Here is a 15,596-nt window from a genome sequence, read left to right on the forward strand (position 1 = left end):
CACCTAAGTGAAAATGACGCACCAAAAGGGGGATACGTCAAAAAAGTGTGATCATGTTAACAATGCAAACAGCGGTGGTAAACAAGCCTTCAGCTAAACGCCAGATTATTTCTGGTATGACCACATCAAGTATCAGGGGAAATCATTAAATTCCAATACATTCAATGAATTAATCAACACCACTTGCTTAATGAAAATCATTTTCAGCATGCATTTTTGAGCTTGGCCCCGCTTTTGCCGGCTCCGCCATGAAAGCCCGGGCAAAGGGTGGTAATATCGATTTCCTTCTAAAAATGAAACAACTGATTGATATGGCAGCCCGAACCCTGAAAATTGCCACTCGCAAGAGCCCGCTGGCCCTGTGGCAGGCCAACTTTGTCAAAGACCGGCTCGAAGCCCTGCACCCGCAGTTGCAGGTCGAACTGGTGCCCATGAGCACTCAGGGTGACAAGATCCTCGATACCCCGCTGGCCAAAGTGGGCGGCAAGGGGTTGTTCGTCAAGGAGCTGGAGACCGCCATGCTGGAAGGGCGGGCCGATATCGCCGTTCACTCCATGAAAGATGTGCCGGTGGAGTTCCCCGAGGGGCTCGGCCTGCACACCATCTGCGAGCGGGAAGATCCCCGTGATGCCTTCGTCTCCAACCGTTTCAAGGCCATTGCCGAACTGCCGCAAGGGGCCGTGGTCGGCACCTCCAGCCTGCGCCGCCAGTGCCAGCTGCGCGCCGCCCGCCCGGATCTGGTGATCCGCGACCTGCGTGGCAACGTCAACACTCGCCTCGCCAAGCTGGATGCCGGTGAATACGACGCCATCATCCTCGCCGCCGCCGGTCTGAAACGACTGGAGATGGCGCACCGCATCACCGCCTTTATCGAGCCGGAACAGAGCCTGCCTGCCAACGGTCAGGGCGCCGTCGGCATCGAATGCCGCCTCGACGATGTTGAGCTGCACGCTCTGTTGGCGCCGCTGGAACACGCCGAAACACGCGCCCGGGTACTGACCGAGCGCGCCATGAATCGCGCCCTGCAAGGGGGATGTCAGGTCCCCATCGGTGCCTACGCACTGGTCGAAGGCGAGCAGATCTGGCTGCGTGGTCTGGTGGGTAGCCCGGATGGCAGCCAGGTGATCCGCGACGAGATCCGCGGCCCGCTGGCCGATGGTGAGGCCCTCGGCGAGCAACTGGCCCAGCGCCTGCTGGCAGCCGGTGCCGACGAGATCCTGGCCGAGGTCTACCGCGCATGACCCCGCTGGTGGTGCGTCCGGCCATTCAGGCCGCCGAGCTGGTGCAGTTGCTGCGCCAGCACGGCCATGCACCACTCTGCAGCCCGCTGCTGGAAACCGTGGCGGGCAGTGAACTCCCTCTCCTGCCCGACCTGTTGCGCAGTGCTGACGCGGTTATCGCCGTCAGCATCCATGCCGTTCATTTTGCACACGATTTTCTGTTGCAAACTGGTCAGACCTGGCCACATATTGAGTACTTTGCGGTGGGTCAGGCCAGCGCAGATGCGTTTGCCGCCATCGGCATCACGGCAAGCTGCCCGGATGACCCGCGCAGCGAAGGGCTGCTGGCCCTGCCCGCCCTGCAGCAGGTAGCAGGCAAACGGGTGCTGATCCTGCGCGGCAATGGCGGGCGGGATCTCATCGCCAGCACACTGGCCTCACGCGGTGCTCTGGTGCACTATTGTGCGGCCTATGAGCGCCACTACCCCGAGCTAGACGGGGACACATTAACCCACCACTGGCAGGCAGCGGGGCTGGACAGCCTGCTCATTACCAGTGGTGAACTGCTGCAACGGCTGCTGGAGCTGGTTCCCGACCACCAGCGGCCCTGGCTTTTTGACCGCCTGCTGGTGGTCCCCAGCCCGCGCGTGGCCGAGATGGCCCACTCCGCGGGCTTTATCCATATCACGATTGCCCAAGGTGCATCCAACCAGGCCATGACGGCCGCACTGGAACTGAGGAAGATGGAATGACAGAACAACAAGAATCCCAGGTCAAACCCCAGCCGACCGCTGCGGTCAATGGCAGCAAGAGCCGCTCCGGTGCCGTACTGGGAGGGGTCGCCATCCTGCTGGCCCTTGGCCTGACCGGCGGTCTCTATCTGCACGGTCACAAGAACGCCGTGGCCCAGCAGGCCGAACTGGCCCAGCTCAAGCAGCAGCTGGCGAGCGCCCTGAGCAAGATCGACCAGACCAGCAGCAAGGATGCCGAGCAGCTGGCCGCACTGGATCAAACCCAGCAGCGACTGCAGGGGGAGATGCAGGGTCTGCAGAACCGGGTACTGGATCTGAATGACAAGCGCCCCAACGACTGGATGCTTGCCGAATCCGAGTATCTGGTACGGATGGCGGGCCGCAAGCTGTGGCTGGAGCATGACCTCGTCTCCGCCATCACCCTGCTCGGCAATGCCGACGAGCGGATCGCTGCCCTCAACGACCCCAGCCTGATGCCGATCCGCAAGGCGTTGGCCGAGGATATCGCCAAGCTCAAGGGGATGCCGCGCATCGACCGCGAGGGGCTGACCCTCAAGCTGGCGGCACTGTCCGACCAGATCGAGCTGCTGCCCCTCTCCACCGTCAGCATGCCGGAAGCCAAGGCCGAACCGGATCAGGCTGTCAGCACCAATCCCGAAGAGTGGGAGAGCAACCTGAAGAAGAACTGGGTCAAGTTCACCGAGAACTTCGTCACCATCCGCCGCCGCGATGGTGCAGTAGAGGCGCTGCTCTCGCCGCAGCAGGAGATCTTCCTGCGTGAAAACCTCAAGACCAAGCTGTTGCAGGCCCAGCTCTCCGTCTATCGCGAGCAGCAGGCGCTCTACGAAGACAGCCTGGACAAGGCCCAGCGCTGGCTGACCCAGTATTTCGACACCGACAACAGCGCCACCCGCTACATGCAGGGCGAGATCGACAAGCTCAAGGGTGAGCAGATCCAGATCGACTATCCGGCACAGTTCAAGACCCAGGCGATACTGGAGCAGGTGCTGACCGAACGCCTGCAACGCATTCTGGCCAGCAGCTGAGGAGGGCACCATGATCCGTATAATCATTCTGGTTGCCGTGATGGTCGCAGGGCTGATCTTTGGCCCGCAAGCCTCCGGCAACAAGGGCTATGTGCTGATTGCCCTTGGCAATTACACCATCGAATCTTCCGTCACCAGCGCGGTGATCCTGGCAGTGCTGTTCTACGGCGCCCTGCTGATCGTCGAGTGGCTGATGGGTCGGGTATTCGGCCTGCGCCGCAAGACCCTCGGCTGGTACGGCTCGCGCCGCCGCCGCAAGGCCAATCAACAGACCGTCGCCGCCACCCTGGCAATGGCCGAAGGGCACTACAGTCAGGCTGAAAAGCTGCTGATCAAGGGGGCCAGCAACAGCGACACCCCGCTGCTCAACTACCTGAGCGCCGCCAAGGCGGCCCAGGCCCGTGGTGACGACGCCCGCCGGGATCAATACCTGCAAAAAGCGCAGGAGGAGAACCCCAAGGCCGAGCTGGCGCTCACCCTGACCCAAACCCAATTGCAGATCGAGCAGGGCCAGTACGATACCGCGCTGGCGATGCTGGAGTCAGTCTACGCCCTCAACCCGCGCCACCCCATGGTGCTGGATCAGCTGCGTCAGGTGCATCTGGCCCGTCAGGACTGGAGCGCCCTGTGCGACCTGATCCCGACACTGCACAAGGTGGGCAAGCTGACCCCGAAACAGGAAGAAGATCTGCTGCAACAGGCTTGGTCTGGTCGTCTGCAACAGGCTGCCGGCAGCCTCGAGACCCTCAAGGCGGTATGGCAGGATCTGCCGCGCAAGCTGCGCCTCGAGCCAGAACTGCTGGCCTGCTACGGCGATCTGCTGCGCCAGCTGGGCGCCGATGGCGAGGCCGCCACCCTGTGGCAGGAGGCACTGCGAAAACAGCCGATGCCCCAGTTGCTGGCTCGTCTGCCCAAGCTGAAACTCGACAGCTACCAGCCGCTGCTGGCGCTGCTGCAAAAACAGCAGGGGCAACCGGATGTGGACACCGCACTGGCCCAGCTCTATCTGCTGGCAGGTCAGCTGGACGATGCCCAGAAGCTGCTGGAGCAGGAGGTGGAGCGGGCGCCGAGCGCCGCCGCCTACCACGCCCTCGGCCAGCTGATGGACAAGCGCCGCCTCACCAACAAGGCCAACGAGTACTATCGTCAGGCACTGGAACTGGCGGGAGTCTGATCCCCAGCGAACAGAAACGCGAGAGGCCGCATGATGCGGCCTCTTTTTTATCTCTTCGCCCTGCCCTCGTCAGGTGGTGAGCCGTTCCAGCTCACCGATCAGCCAGATGGCCTCGGCACGGTGGCTGCCGCACACATCCTTCATGGGACGAAAACCGCCGCACACCGCTGGCCGCTCCGGTTGACCGAAGATCTTGCAGCCAAGGGCGCTATCGAGCTGGATACAGGGGACGCCAGCCGGTTTGCCATCTGGCATACCGGGAATGGCACTGCTTATACTGGGGGCGATGCAACAGGCAGCGCAGCCGCTACGACACTCCATAGACTCCACTCCTTTGGGACGGTCTGAGCCACCATAGCCGAAGCCGCAGCACAAACGTAGCTGGCGCACAACAAAAAGCCCGACCGCACGGGCGATCGGGCTTCAGACACAGCCGGTTCAGCGAGCCATCATCACAGGATGATATCGCGAACCACGCTGTCTTTGCGCTCAAGATAATGGATCGACTTGATACGACGAATGGTACGGGATTTACCACGGATCAGCAGGGTCTCGGTGGTCGCCATCACGCCATCGCTGGTGATGCCATCCAGCAGATCCCCCTTGGTGATGCCGGTGGCGGAGAAAATGACGTTGTCATTCTTCGCCATGTCTTCCAGCTTGAGCACCTTGTTGACATCGATGCCCAGCGCTTCGCAGCGGGCAATTTCCTGCTCGCCCAGCGCACGCACTTCCGGGCTGTCGCCCTTGACGCGGTGACGCGGCACCAAACGGGCCTGCATGTCACCATCCAGCGCGCGGATCACCGCCGCGGAGATCACCCCTTCCGGTGCGCCGCCGATGCCATACAGCATGTCGACTTCGCTGTCCGGCAGACAGGTGAGGATGGAGGCGGCAACGTCACCATCAGGAATGGCGAACACCCGCACGCCCAGACCCTGCATCTCCTTGATTGCCTTGTCATGACGCGGCTTGGCCAGGGTAATGACGGTCAGACGGGAGAGCGGCTTGCCCAGCGCCTTGGCCACGGACTTCAGGTTCAGCTCGAGAGCCTGATCCAGGTCGATGGCGCCTTTGGCCTTGGGCCCGACGATCAGCTTTTCCATGTACATGTCAGGCGCTTTCAGGAAAGAACCCTTGTCGCCCACCGCCAGCACGGCCAGCGCGTTGGCCTGACCCATGGCAGTCATGCGGGTACCCTCGATGGGATCGACCGCGATATCCACCGCGTCGCCGTGTCCGGTACCAACCTTCTCGCCGATATAGAGCATCGGCGCTTCATCAATTTCACCTTCGCCGATCACAATCTCACCATCGATCTCGATCTGGTTGAGAATGTGGCGCATGGCCGCTACGGCCGCCCCATCAGCGATATTCTTGTCACCACGTCCGAGCCACTTGTAGCCAGCCAGTGCAGCCGCTTCCGTCACTCGGGAAAACTCGATTGCCAGTTCACGTCTCATCGCATATCCAACCTATGGAGCTCGAAAACGGGCGGCATTCTACCACAAGGGCAAACCTTTGCGCACAAAAGTAGCCGCTGCGAGCAAGAATGTAGCCAATTCATCCAATTGCAACCCAATTGCCATCGACTCTTCATCCAACTGTCACCCCGCTGTCATCCCTGCTGCCTAGCATGACCTCGTTTTCAAAACAAAAGCTTGCAACACCACAAGGGATTAAGATGAAAAAGCTGACTGTAGTGGCACTGGCTCTCACCGCAGCCTTCCAGGCTCAAGCCGTTGAAGTGTACAAAAATGACACCTCCATGCTGGATCTCTATGGCCGTATCTACGCTGGCCACTTCTTTGGTGACAAGAAGGAACTGGATGCCAGCGGCAAACCGAAAAGCGAATACAGCGACAAACAGGGTGCCAACCAGTTTGTCCGTTTCGGCGCCAAGGCCGAGACCCAGATCCAGAGCGGCCTGAAGGCTCTGGCTCAGTACGAAGTACAGATGTATATCAATGACAGCGAGAAGACCATCAGCGAGAACTCCGACAACCTGCGCACCCGTCTGGCGTTCGCCGGTGTCGGCGCTGACTGGGGCACCGTGACCTTCGGTCGCCAGAAAGGGGCCCCGGGTTTCCTGGCCGACTGGACTGATGTCTCCCTCTCCGACGGCTACGGCAACGAAGCGCTGGGCGCCAAGACCGACACCTTCGCCACCAACCGCGCCGGTTCCGTGCTGAAATACTCCGGCCTGTTCAATGGCTTCCAGCTCGACACCAGCTACAAGTTCGACGGTGGTGACACCGAAGAGACCACCAGCAAGGATAGCGACGCCGCCTACGGTGCTGCCGTGGCCTATACCTTCCCGTTCAACCTGTCACTGGGTACCGCCTACAACGTCGGTATCCGCGACAAGAGCGGTGAAGAAGATGCCAAGCTGTGGCTGATCTCCGCCAAGTTCGACAACAAGGCCGCCTACGCCGCCCTGAGCTATGCCGATGGCAGCGACTTCCTGGCGACCGGCACCGATCACACCGGTTGGGAAGCCGCGCTGGGCTACAACTTCGAGAACGGCTTCGGTCTGATGGCCCTGTGGAACAAACAGGAGCAGGACAAGGCTGGCATCAAGAAAGACAACGTGGATTACTACACCCTGGGTGCCCAGTACAAATTCAACAAGAACCTGCGGGTGATTGGCGAGTACCGCATCAACAATCTGGACAGCAAGGAGAGCGGCAAGCTCAACGTCAAGGATGACTTCCAGCTGGCTGCCCGCTACGACTTCTAATCGAGGTTTTGCGGATCCCCAAAGCGCGATGGCTTGCCATCGCGCTTTTTGCTGAGCGTCGCTCACGACCGGAGAAAGTGGCCTAGGCTCAACAGTAGATGTATCGCCGGAGAGATGATCATGGTCAGGCTGCCTTTCGTCCTGCTGTTACTGCTGGCTCTTCCCGCTCACGCCCTCTCTATCGCCATGGTGCTGTGGCGCGGTGAAACCGCAGCCGAAGCGGGCTTTCGGGCAGAGCTGACCCGCCTTGGCTATCAGGCCACCATCACCACCTATAACGCCGATCAGGATCGTACGGCGCTGGCAACCATGCTGCGCCAGCAGATGCTGCCGAAACTGGCCGAATACGACTACATCTACACTTTTGGCACCACCGCCACCACCATGACCAAGAGTCTGGTGGCCAACCGCAAGCCTCTGATTTTCAATGTGGTTTCCGATCCGGTCGGGGCAGACATCCTCTCGGAAGACAAAGCCCAGAACAGCATGGTGGCCGGGGTAAGCAACATGGTGCCGATGGCACTGCAACTGGCCAACGCCAGCGAGCATCTGGCCACCGGCAAACGGCTGCTGCTACCCTTCAACCCCCGTGAGCAGAACACCCTGCTGGTGGCCGATATGTTGCTCAATGAAGCGAAACGCTATCAGTGGCAGATGGTCACCTGGCGAATGGCCCCTGACCCACGGCGGCTGGACAACGAACTGAAGCGGCTGCAACAGGATGCCAAAAACGACATCGTCTTTCTGGCCGCAGACAGCTATCTGCTCTCCATCGCCCCCCGTTTGCTGAATGCGCTCAACGCAGCGGCCATCCCTACCATCTGCAGTGCCGAGCTGTTCGTCGAACACGGCTGCAGCGTTGGCACCATCAGCAGCTACGAGGCGCTGGGCAAGATGGCCGCCGGGATCATCCACCGCCATCAGCAGGGAACAGAGTTGCAGGATATTCCGCTGCAGACCGATCCCCATCCCAAACTGGTGCTGGGACAACTGGGTAACGCCATCAAGCAGGAAGCGAGCCCCGAAACGCCGAAGCCTTGATAAAGATCTCGGCCAATCAGGCTCCGGGCGGGTATGCTGTTGACCCCCATCGCCCGAGAGCCCTTTCCCATGAGCACCACCGTCTTTTTTGCCGTTCTTCTGGCAGCCCTGCTTCACGCCAGCTGGAATGCGCTGGTCAAAATTGGCGAAGAGCGGCTGGTGGGCGTGTCACTGGTGGCGATCTTCTCAGGGCTTATCGCCGCCGTGGCGCTGCTACCCATGGGGCTTCCCTCTGCTGCCGAGCTGCCCTGGCTCGGCCTCTCAGTCCTGCTCCATATCGGTTACTGCCTGTTTCTCAGCCATGCCTACAATCAGGGCGATTTTGGCCAGATCTATCCGCTGGCCCGTGGCAGTGCCCCACTGCTCGCCATGGCGTTAAGTGCCCTGCTGCTGGGGGACTACCCCGGTTACGGCGGCATCATCGGTGCCTGCGTGCTGATCATGGGGGTCTTGCTGATGGCCTGGCGAGGTGGGCAGCAACGCCTTGACAGCAAGGCAGTTCGTGCAGCCCTGATCACGGCCATGTTCACGGCGACCTACACCCTATCGGATGGGGCCGGCGCCCGCGCAGGGGGTGAACCGGTACGCTACACCCTCTGGCTCTTTGCCTGCACCGGGCTGGCAATGCTGCTGGTGCTGCTCGTCCACCAGAAACGCAACGCATGGCGCCAGATCCGTCAATATGCACTGGTTGGCGCCACCGGAGGGGCTATGTCACTGCTCGCCTACGGGATTGTTATCTGGGCCATGACCCAAGCCCCCATTGGCGTGGTCGCGGCTCTGCGCGAAAGCAGTGTGCTGTTTGCCATGCTGCTCTCGGTCTGGCTGCTGAAAGAGCCGCTCGGGCGCATGCGGCTGACGGCGGCGGCCATTATCACCGGCGGCGTGCTGCTGACCCGGCTGGGAGGATAAGCGCTGTCGCCATTGGTGCAGATTTATCTGACAGGATGGCGTAATTCACTCCGCCAAATATGCCGAATACGAATAATGGAAATAAGTCTCGGCCCGGGCGTAAATGTTTACATCCGCAACGTATCAATTAACTGGCAGGTCTGTTTATTTCAACCACAGCTTCATTCGGGAAACTTACCTGCCCAGCAGCATTAATGATAAAATCGTTCACAGTTAATTTTCGGCAACGCTGACCAATACCGCGCATGGCACAGACCATGCCGCTCCGCCCATACATTCATTGACCGCCTGACGGGTAAGCCAGCCCGGTCAGAGATGACCCGATCGCGCCCGCCACAGCAAGATGGCATGGCGCTACCGCGTTATTAATGGGTCCGGTTTCGTCTGTTTAATTTTTGATTATTTTAAATCCAGCACCATCAGGGAGTTTTTAATATGTCAGCAAAAAAGCTGAAGTTGGGCGCCTTTATATTGATGATATTAACATCGGTATTTGGCGTCACTAATATCGGGATCGGTTTTTACCGAATGGGATATGCCGCCATTCCGATGTTCGTGATCGGCGGTCTGTTCTTCTTCATCCCGTTCATTTTGATGATGATCGAATTCGGCACCGGTTTTCGCAAAGAGGCGGGCGGCATCTTTACCTGGATGCGTCACTCGGTCTCGACCCGATTCGCCTTTATCGGTCTGACCATGTGGTTCGCCTCCTACGTCATCTGGATGTTTGGCAAGGCGCTCTCTATGTGGGTGCCCCTCTCCTTCATGCTGTTTGGCCGCGACATCACCGTCATCCCGGTCACCCTGGGCACCGGCATCGACTTCGGCCCCTTTATTCTGGGTGTGGTCGCCATCGCACTGGTTGCCACCGTCACCAAGCTCATCACCCTGGGCAGCGCCCGCTTCGCCAAAGTGGCGGCCATCGGCGGCCTCTCCGTGGTGGCACTCAACGTGCTGTTGCTGGTCGGCGGCGTCTTCACCTTCGCAGTGAGCGGCATGACCCTGCAGGAGCCCTTCACCCAGGCATCGCTGACGGCCTCTCCCAATGCCGCTTTCAACGACATCATCCCCTTCCTCGGCTTTATGGTGTTCGCCATCTTCGCCTACGGCGGGGTCGAGGCGATGGCCGGGGTGGCTGACGAGCTGGAAGATCCCGAGCGTGACCTCAAGCGCGGCATCTTCCTCTCCGGCGCCTTCATCGTACTCTGCTACATCATCGGCTTTCTGGCGGTCGGCGCCATCATGCGCTGGAGCGACTTCCCGGCCGAGGGGATCACCTCTCTCTCCGCCCTCTTCATCATCATGCTGGAGCTGGGGCGCCATCTCGGTGGCGAGTGGCTGGGACAGGTGTTCATGCGCTTTGCCGGATTGGGCATGTTCCTGAGCTATCTGGGTGCCTTTATCGCCCTCTCCTACGCACCGCTGCGCCAGTTCATCACCGGCACCCCGAGCTACTTCTGGCCGGAGCGTTTCCAGCGCGAGAACGAGAATGGCGTACGGATTGAAGCCCTCAAGGTGCAAGCCTGGGTGGTCTGTCTGTTCATTGCCGCCAAGTCCATCTTTACCCTGATCAACCCGGAAGGGGCCGCCGCCCTCTATGAGCTGATCATCACCATGACCAACGTCGGCATGACCCTGCCCTACATGTTCCTCATCTACGCCTGGTATCGCTATCGCAACAACCCGGCGCTGGACAAGGATCTGATCTTCTTCAAGAGCGCGGGCTCGGTACTGCTGGCCACCATCATCAGCCTGATCCTGGTCGCCTTCGGCAACGTCTTTACCGTGGTGGCCCCCTTTATCTCCGGCGATATCTCCACCGGCGTCTGGACCATCATTGGCCCGCTGCTGTTCGTGGTGATCGCCATGCGCTTCAAGATAAAGCAGGAAGATGCCCACTAAACGGCAAGCAATGCTCCATGCCAATCGGGACTGTTCTGGTCCCGATTTTTTTAGTGCCGGCTTCCGCTCGCCATCACGACCAGTCCATAGTTTCAATGTAAGAAAAGACTCTATGGAGACCTCTTTTACGCTCTCCTCGCCGTCAGAGCGCGCTCAACGCCGTAAATTATCAATATCAAGGTGAGAATGATTGTGAAGCGCCAGTTCACGACATATAACTTAGCGAGATATCCCTGTATTTCGTCCGGTAGAGCTGATCATGATGATGCGTTCCCTCCTTCCCCTGTTGCTTGGCGCAGTAATGCTGCCGGCCACTATGGACAGTGCCCATGCCAACCCCTTTGCCGCCAGCAGCAAGAGCAGCAGCGGCTTTCTCGAGCGACGGGATGTGCCCAACCTCAGCTCGGCTGCCTTCGTGGTGGCCAACCACAGAACCGGCGAGGTGATCTCCGAGCGCAACGGCAACCGGGTAATGCCAATCGCCTCACTCACCAAGCTGATGACGGCGCTGGTGGTGCTGGATGCCAACCTGCGCCTTAACGAAATGCTCACGGTGACCAATGCCGACATCGACCGCATCAAGGGAACCGGCTCGCGCCTGGCCATCGGTTCCAGGCTCAGCCGCGCCGAAATGCTCCATATCGCCCTGATGTCCTCTGAAAACCGCGCAGCCTCGGCGCTGGCCCGCCACTATCCCGGCGGCCAGCGCGCCTTCGTCGAGGCGATGAATGCCAAGGCCCGCATGCTGGGGATGTGGAATACCCGCTACGCCGACAGCACCGGACTCAACCCGCGCAATGTCTCCACCGCGCAGGATCTCGCCAAGCTCGCCGCCGCAGCTGCCTCCTATCCGCTGATCCGCCAGTACTCCACCGACGAGCAGAGCTATGTGCGCACCAACAAGCGCCAGCTGCACTACCTCAACTCCAACCGGCTGATCCGCGAAGGGCAATGGGAGTTCACCCTCTCCAAGACCGGCTATATCCGCGAAGCGGGCCGCTGTCTGGTGCTGGGCACCAAGGTCAATCGTGAGCCGGTGATCATGGTGCTGCTCAATGCCGAGACCACCAACGATCGGGTCGCCGACGCCAAGCGGATCAAAACCTGGCTGGAGAGCTCGGGCAGAACCACCCTGGCAGCCAACCAGAGCAGCATGCTGACTCACCAGTAAGCTCGAACATCCCCAACCAAGCGAGGCGCCCGCCTCGCTTTTTTTATCTGCATGAGCGCGCCCAAAAACGGGAGCTTGCTCCCGTTACAGGTAACACCTTCCGCCATCCCGTTACAAAATGTAACTACTCAACAGCGTGATTCACACTAATAGAATCAATTGGTTGTAAGTTTTCGGCAAGAATTTTAGCGTGCCATCACAACCCCTGTAGCGACGAGCCACCATGCGTATTTCCAGTATCGAGTGCGGGCGGGTACTGGCCATTCTGGCCGTGATGACCATTCACGTATCCCCCTTCGCCAATCCCTTCAATCCCGCCCTGTGGGGAAGCGGATCCTGGCTCTGGCTGAGCGGCACAATCAACCAGTTATGCCGCTTTGCCGTGCCGCTGTTTTTCCTCTGTGCCGGTTACTTTCTGCAGCCGAGACTGAGCCGCGAAGCGCCGCTGACCGTTGCCTGGCGCTACTGCCACCCCTTACTGCTGCTCTGGCTGGTATGGAGTCTGGTCTACCTGCTGGTGCCGTTCAATCCGCTGGATGCCGTGCAGCAAGGCTATCTGGCCTCCCTGCGCGGGCAGTGGCAATTCCAGCTCGGCGACCCCCTCAATGGCTGGCTGGTGGGCGGCATGATCCACCTCTGGTTTCTGCCAGCCCTGGTGATGGCGGTGGCCCTGCTGGCACTCTGCTATCGGCTTGGCAGACCATCGCTCGCCCTCTGGCTGGGTCTTGGCCTTTACCTGCTGGCGCTGCTGGGGGGCTCCTATGCCAAGCCGCTGCTGGGCGCCGAGTGGCCACTGCTCACCCGTAACGGCCCCTTCTTCTCCCTGCTGTTTGTGGCGCTCGGCGCCCTGTTGCGCCAGCGTCAGTGGCAGCCCGATGCCCGCATCGGCTGGCAACTGCTGCTGGCGGGCGTGGCGCTCTATGGCTGTGAAGCCTGGGCGCTGCAGCACTTTGCCGCAGTGCCGCTCACCCGCCACGACTTCCTGCTCGGCTCCCTTCCCTGGGCTATCGGCCTGTTTGGCCTGCTGCTGGCCAACCCCGAGTGGGGCAAGGGCAGCTGGCTTGAGCGCCAGGCCCCCAAAGTGCTCGGGATCTACTGCCTGCACATGATGCTGGTGGTCTGGCTCTTCGTGTTCGGCCCGCAGGGCGCATCCATCCTGTGGGAGATTGCCAAGGTGCCGCTGCTGCTGGGAGCGTCTCTGCTGGCCTATCGCCTGATGGCGGCCCTCCCCCTCGCCCGCCGACTGCTGCGCACCTACTGAGTCCGATATCCGGCCCGTCCTATCGGGCCGGATGCCTCTTCACGTTTTGTCCCTTTCTCTTCCGCTACGCCCTTTTTCCCTTGCGTCGTTCGCGCGGTTTGCTGCAATGGTTCTACTTTTCAGCCGCGCTTCCCCAACCGTAAAACCTGCCACCACTGCCCCCCTCTATTTTCACCTTGCCAGACAAATGAAAATCAATATCATTGGCATCCCGCTTGAGCGGGTCAGGCTAATTATAATTAAATCAATATGTTCGAGCCGTCAGGTCGACATCCAAAGAGTCAACATTGAATATGCAGCACCCTCACTTTCGCAGAACGCTGGTCTCGCTGGCACTGCTGGGCACCGGCTTCACAGCCCAGGCCGCCGATGAAACCATGACTGTGGTTGGTAAACGTTCCCAGCATCAGGAAGTTGCCACCGCTACCCGTACCAATACGCCAGCCAAGCTGGTTCCCCAGACCATCGACAGCGTCAAGGTCAGCGAGCTGACCGCCTTCGGCCAACCGACGCTGAGTGAAGCCCTGAGCGGCATTCCCGGGGTCAACGCCAGCGGTGATACCCGCTTCGACGGGGTCAACATCCGCGGCTTCAGCGCCAGCAACGACTTCTATCTCGACGGGTTCCGCGACGACATGCAGTACACCCGGGATCTCGGCAACATCGAGCGAGTGGAAGTGCTCAAGGGCCCGGCTGCCGTGCTCTACGGCCGCGGCAGCACGGGGGGCATCGTCAACCGGGTCAGCAAGAAGCCGCAGAAAGGAGAGGAGTCCAGCGTTACCGCCCGGGTCGGCAGTTTTGACAGCCAACGACTGGCCGCCGACCTCAATGGTGAGGCGAGCGAACAGGTACAGCTGCGCCTCAACATGGCGCAAGAGGACAAAGATAGCTTCCGCAACGGCGTGAAGAGCAAGCGTACCCTGCTGGCCCCCTCCGTCAACTGGGAGATCAGCGACAACCTCAACTGGCTGGTACAGTACGAGCGCAACGAACATGACCGCACCCCGGATCGCGGCATTCCCGGGATCAATGGTCGCCCGGCCGATGTGCCGCGGGAGTATGTCTACAGCGATACCAGTCGCGACTTCATCGATGACGTGGCGCAATCCACCCGCTCCCGCCTCTCCTGGGATATCAACGATCAGTGGCAGCTGCGCCAGCAGCTCGGTTACTCCACCCTCGACAGCCAGTTTGACAACACCTATGTCACCAGCGTCAAAGGGGATCAGGTGACCCGCTCCCGCTGGCAGCAAGATCTGAAAGCGAAGAGCCTGATCAGCAACACCGAGGCCGAAGGTCTGTTCCAGACCGGCCCGGTGGAACATCGCCTGCTGGTTGGCTTCGAGCAGAACTGGCAGGAGCGCACACCCAAGCTCTACCAGAACGCCACCGCCATCCCGTCTGGCAATCTCTACGATCCGGGCTCGCTGCCCACCTACAATGGCGCCATGAAGCTCTCCAGCGACGCCAAACACAAGGTGCGCGGCAATGGCCTCTATCTGCAGGATCAGCTCACCCTGGGTGACTGGCATCTGGTGGGCGGGCTGCGCCGTGACGACTTCACCGTCACCAGTCGCCGCTACGACCTCAACAAGGAGGAGAGCGTCTCGGTCAACAGCCTGAGCCCGCGCCTCGGTCTGGTGTGGAATCCCCTCGAGGATCACGCCTTCTACACCTCCTACAGCAAGACCTTCACTCCGGTGGGCGGCGAGCTGATCGGCATCACCCCAGGTGACAAGAACAACGGGCTGGAACCCCAGCACACCCGCCTCTACGAGGGGGGGGTGAAGAGTGACTGGCTGAACGGCAAGCTGGCGACCACTCTCTCCCTCTATCGACTGGAGATGTACAACAAGCGCACCAAGGATCCGCTGGATCCCACCAAGGTGATCCTCACCGGCCTGCAGCGTACCGAGGGTGTCGAGCTGAGCGCACGTGCCGAGCTGACCGACGAGATCTACCTGCGTGGCGGCTTCGCCATTCAGGATGCGGAGCAGGTCAAGGCGGACGCGGATCTGCAGGGCAAGCGCCCGATGAACGTCTCCCGCCAGAATGGCCAGTTCTACCTCGGCTACAAGAGTGGCGAGCAGGGCTGGTTCGGTGAAACCGGCGTAACGGCGGTGGGCGATCGCTTCGCCGACAACGCCAACACCACCACACTGCCCAGTTACGCCCGCTTCGATGCGCGCGCCGGTTATCGCTGGCAGCAGTGGGAAGCCGAGCTGAGCGCCGAAAACCTGACCGATCACGAGTACTTTGTCAGCGCCACCAGTGCCACCCAGATCATGCCGGGTACGCCCCGTCAGCTGAGTCTGACCGGTACCTACCGCTTCTGATCTCTGTGACAACCACCCCGACTGGCCAGCCCCTGCTGGCC

The 15,596-nt window shown here is 60.5% G+C and carries 13 protein-coding genes; 11 read left to right on the forward strand and 2 right to left on the reverse strand.

Going from position 1 to position 15,596, the window contains the following annotated elements:
• Positions 1–311: 311 nt before the first annotated feature.
• From hemC to AACR14_RS01515, 4 genes are read left to right on the forward strand one after another with little or no spacing between them, the layout of a single operon-like run.
• A complete protein-coding gene (gene hemC / locus AACR14_RS01500) occupies positions 312–1,241 on the forward strand; it encodes a hydroxymethylbilane synthase (RefSeq protein ID WP_139740585.1) in 930 nt (309 codons plus the stop codon).
• A complete protein-coding gene (locus AACR14_RS01505) occupies positions 1,238–1,972 on the forward strand; it encodes a uroporphyrinogen-III synthase (RefSeq protein ID WP_019444863.1) in 735 nt (244 codons plus the stop codon). Before hemC ends, AACR14_RS01505 begins: the two co-directional genes overlap by 4 nt.
• Complete coding sequence (locus AACR14_RS01510) at positions 1,969–3,018, forward strand: uroporphyrinogen-III C-methyltransferase (protein WP_019444864.1); 1,050 nt, start codon at positions 1,969–1,971, stop codon at positions 3,016–3,018. Before AACR14_RS01505 ends, AACR14_RS01510 begins: the two co-directional genes overlap by 4 nt.
• Before the next feature lie 10 nt (positions 3,019–3,028).
• Positions 3,029–4,192 (forward strand): heme biosynthesis HemY N-terminal domain-containing protein, encoded by a 1,164-nt coding sequence (locus AACR14_RS01515; protein WP_019444865.1) that lies wholly within the window; start codon positions 3,029–3,031, stop codon positions 4,190–4,192.
• 69 nt (positions 4,193–4,261) lie between these two features.
• On the opposite strand, the gene AACR14_RS01520 is transcribed toward AACR14_RS01515, so the two are convergent.
• On the reverse strand, positions 4,262–4,513 hold the full coding sequence (locus AACR14_RS01520) for a YkgJ family cysteine cluster protein (protein WP_019444866.1): 252 nt from the start codon (positions 4,511–4,513) through the stop codon (positions 4,262–4,264).
• A gap of 131 nt (positions 4,514–4,644) precedes the next feature.
• On the reverse strand, positions 4,645–5,655 hold the full coding sequence (glpX, locus tag AACR14_RS01525) for a class II fructose-bisphosphatase (RefSeq protein ID WP_005336386.1): 1,011 nt from the start codon (positions 5,653–5,655) through the stop codon (positions 4,645–4,647).
• A 221-nt stretch (positions 5,656–5,876) separates the two neighbouring features.
• Between glpX and AACR14_RS01530 the strand changes: the two genes are divergently transcribed.
• The 7 genes from AACR14_RS01530 to AACR14_RS01560 all read left to right on the forward strand — a co-directional run bounded on the left by AACR14_RS01530 (position 5,877) and on the right by AACR14_RS01560 (position 15,555).
• Entirely contained in the window at positions 5,877–6,932 is a 1,056-nt protein-coding gene (locus AACR14_RS01530; RefSeq protein ID WP_019444867.1) for a porin, read from the forward strand.
• 120 nt (positions 6,933–7,052) lie between these two features.
• Positions 7,053–7,973, forward strand: a complete 921-nt coding sequence (locus AACR14_RS01535) for an ABC transporter substrate-binding protein (protein ID WP_026034865.1) — start codon at positions 7,053–7,055, stop codon at positions 7,971–7,973.
• Positions 7,974–8,006: 33 nt separating this feature from the next.
• Positions 8,007–8,885, forward strand: coding sequence for a DMT family transporter (locus AACR14_RS01540; RefSeq protein WP_019444869.1), 879 nt, complete (start codon positions 8,007–8,009; stop codon positions 8,883–8,885).
• 435 nt (positions 8,886–9,320) lie between these two features.
• Positions 9,321–10,787 (forward strand): glutamate/gamma-aminobutyrate family transporter YjeM, encoded by a 1,467-nt coding sequence (yjeM, locus tag AACR14_RS01545; RefSeq protein ID WP_019444870.1) that lies wholly within the window; start codon positions 9,321–9,323, stop codon positions 10,785–10,787.
• Positions 10,788–11,046: 259 nt separating this feature from the next.
• On the forward strand, positions 11,047–11,958 hold the full coding sequence (pbpG, locus tag AACR14_RS01550; protein ID WP_019444871.1) for a D-alanyl-D-alanine endopeptidase: 912 nt from the start codon (positions 11,047–11,049) through the stop codon (positions 11,956–11,958).
• A 223-nt stretch (positions 11,959–12,181) separates the two neighbouring features.
• Complete coding sequence (locus AACR14_RS01555) at positions 12,182–13,219, forward strand: acyltransferase (RefSeq protein WP_019444872.1); 1,038 nt, start codon at positions 12,182–12,184, stop codon at positions 13,217–13,219.
• 293 nt (positions 13,220–13,512) lie between these two features.
• The gene (locus AACR14_RS01560; protein WP_026034867.1) at positions 13,513–15,555 is read left to right on the forward strand and encodes a TonB-dependent receptor; all 2,043 of its coding nucleotides are present in this window, start codon (positions 13,513–13,515) and stop codon (positions 15,553–15,555) included.
• Positions 15,556–15,596: the final 41 nt, after the last annotated feature.

The sequence above is a fragment of the Aeromonas sp. 159 genome, from assembly GCF_963862045.1.
Lineage (GTDB): Bacteria > Pseudomonadota > Gammaproteobacteria > Enterobacterales > Aeromonadaceae > Aeromonas > Aeromonas veronii.

Coding starts and splice junctions, on each gene's coding strand:
- hemC (WP_139740585.1), top strand. CDS start 312: ATGGCAGCCCGAACCCTGAAAATTGCCACTCGCAAGAGCCCGCTGGCC.
- AACR14_RS01505 (WP_019444863.1), top strand. CDS start 1,238: ATGACCCCGCTGGTGGTGCGTCCGGCCATTCAGGCCGCCGAGCTGGTG.
- AACR14_RS01510 (WP_019444864.1), top strand. CDS start 1,969: ATGACAGAACAACAAGAATCCCAGGTCAAACCCCAGCCGACCGCTGCG.
- AACR14_RS01515 (WP_019444865.1), top strand. CDS start 3,029: ATGATCCGTATAATCATTCTGGTTGCCGTGATGGTCGCAGGGCTGATC.
- AACR14_RS01520 (WP_019444866.1), bottom strand. CDS start 4,513: ATGGAGTGTCGTAGCGGCTGCGCTGCCTGTTGCATCGCCCCCAGTATA.
- glpX (WP_005336386.1), bottom strand. CDS start 5,655: ATGAGACGTGAACTGGCAATCGAGTTTTCCCGAGTGACGGAAGCGGCT.
- AACR14_RS01530 (WP_019444867.1), top strand. CDS start 5,877: ATGAAAAAGCTGACTGTAGTGGCACTGGCTCTCACCGCAGCCTTCCAG.
- AACR14_RS01535 (WP_026034865.1), top strand. CDS start 7,053: ATGGTCAGGCTGCCTTTCGTCCTGCTGTTACTGCTGGCTCTTCCCGCT.
- AACR14_RS01540 (WP_019444869.1), top strand. CDS start 8,007: ATGCTGTTGACCCCCATCGCCCGAGAGCCCTTTCCCATGAGCACCACC.
- yjeM (WP_019444870.1), top strand. CDS start 9,321: ATGTCAGCAAAAAAGCTGAAGTTGGGCGCCTTTATATTGATGATATTA.
- pbpG (WP_019444871.1), top strand. CDS start 11,047: ATGATGATGCGTTCCCTCCTTCCCCTGTTGCTTGGCGCAGTAATGCTG.
- AACR14_RS01555 (WP_019444872.1), top strand. CDS start 12,182: ATGCGTATTTCCAGTATCGAGTGCGGGCGGGTACTGGCCATTCTGGCC.
- AACR14_RS01560 (WP_026034867.1), top strand. CDS start 13,513: ATGCAGCACCCTCACTTTCGCAGAACGCTGGTCTCGCTGGCACTGCTG.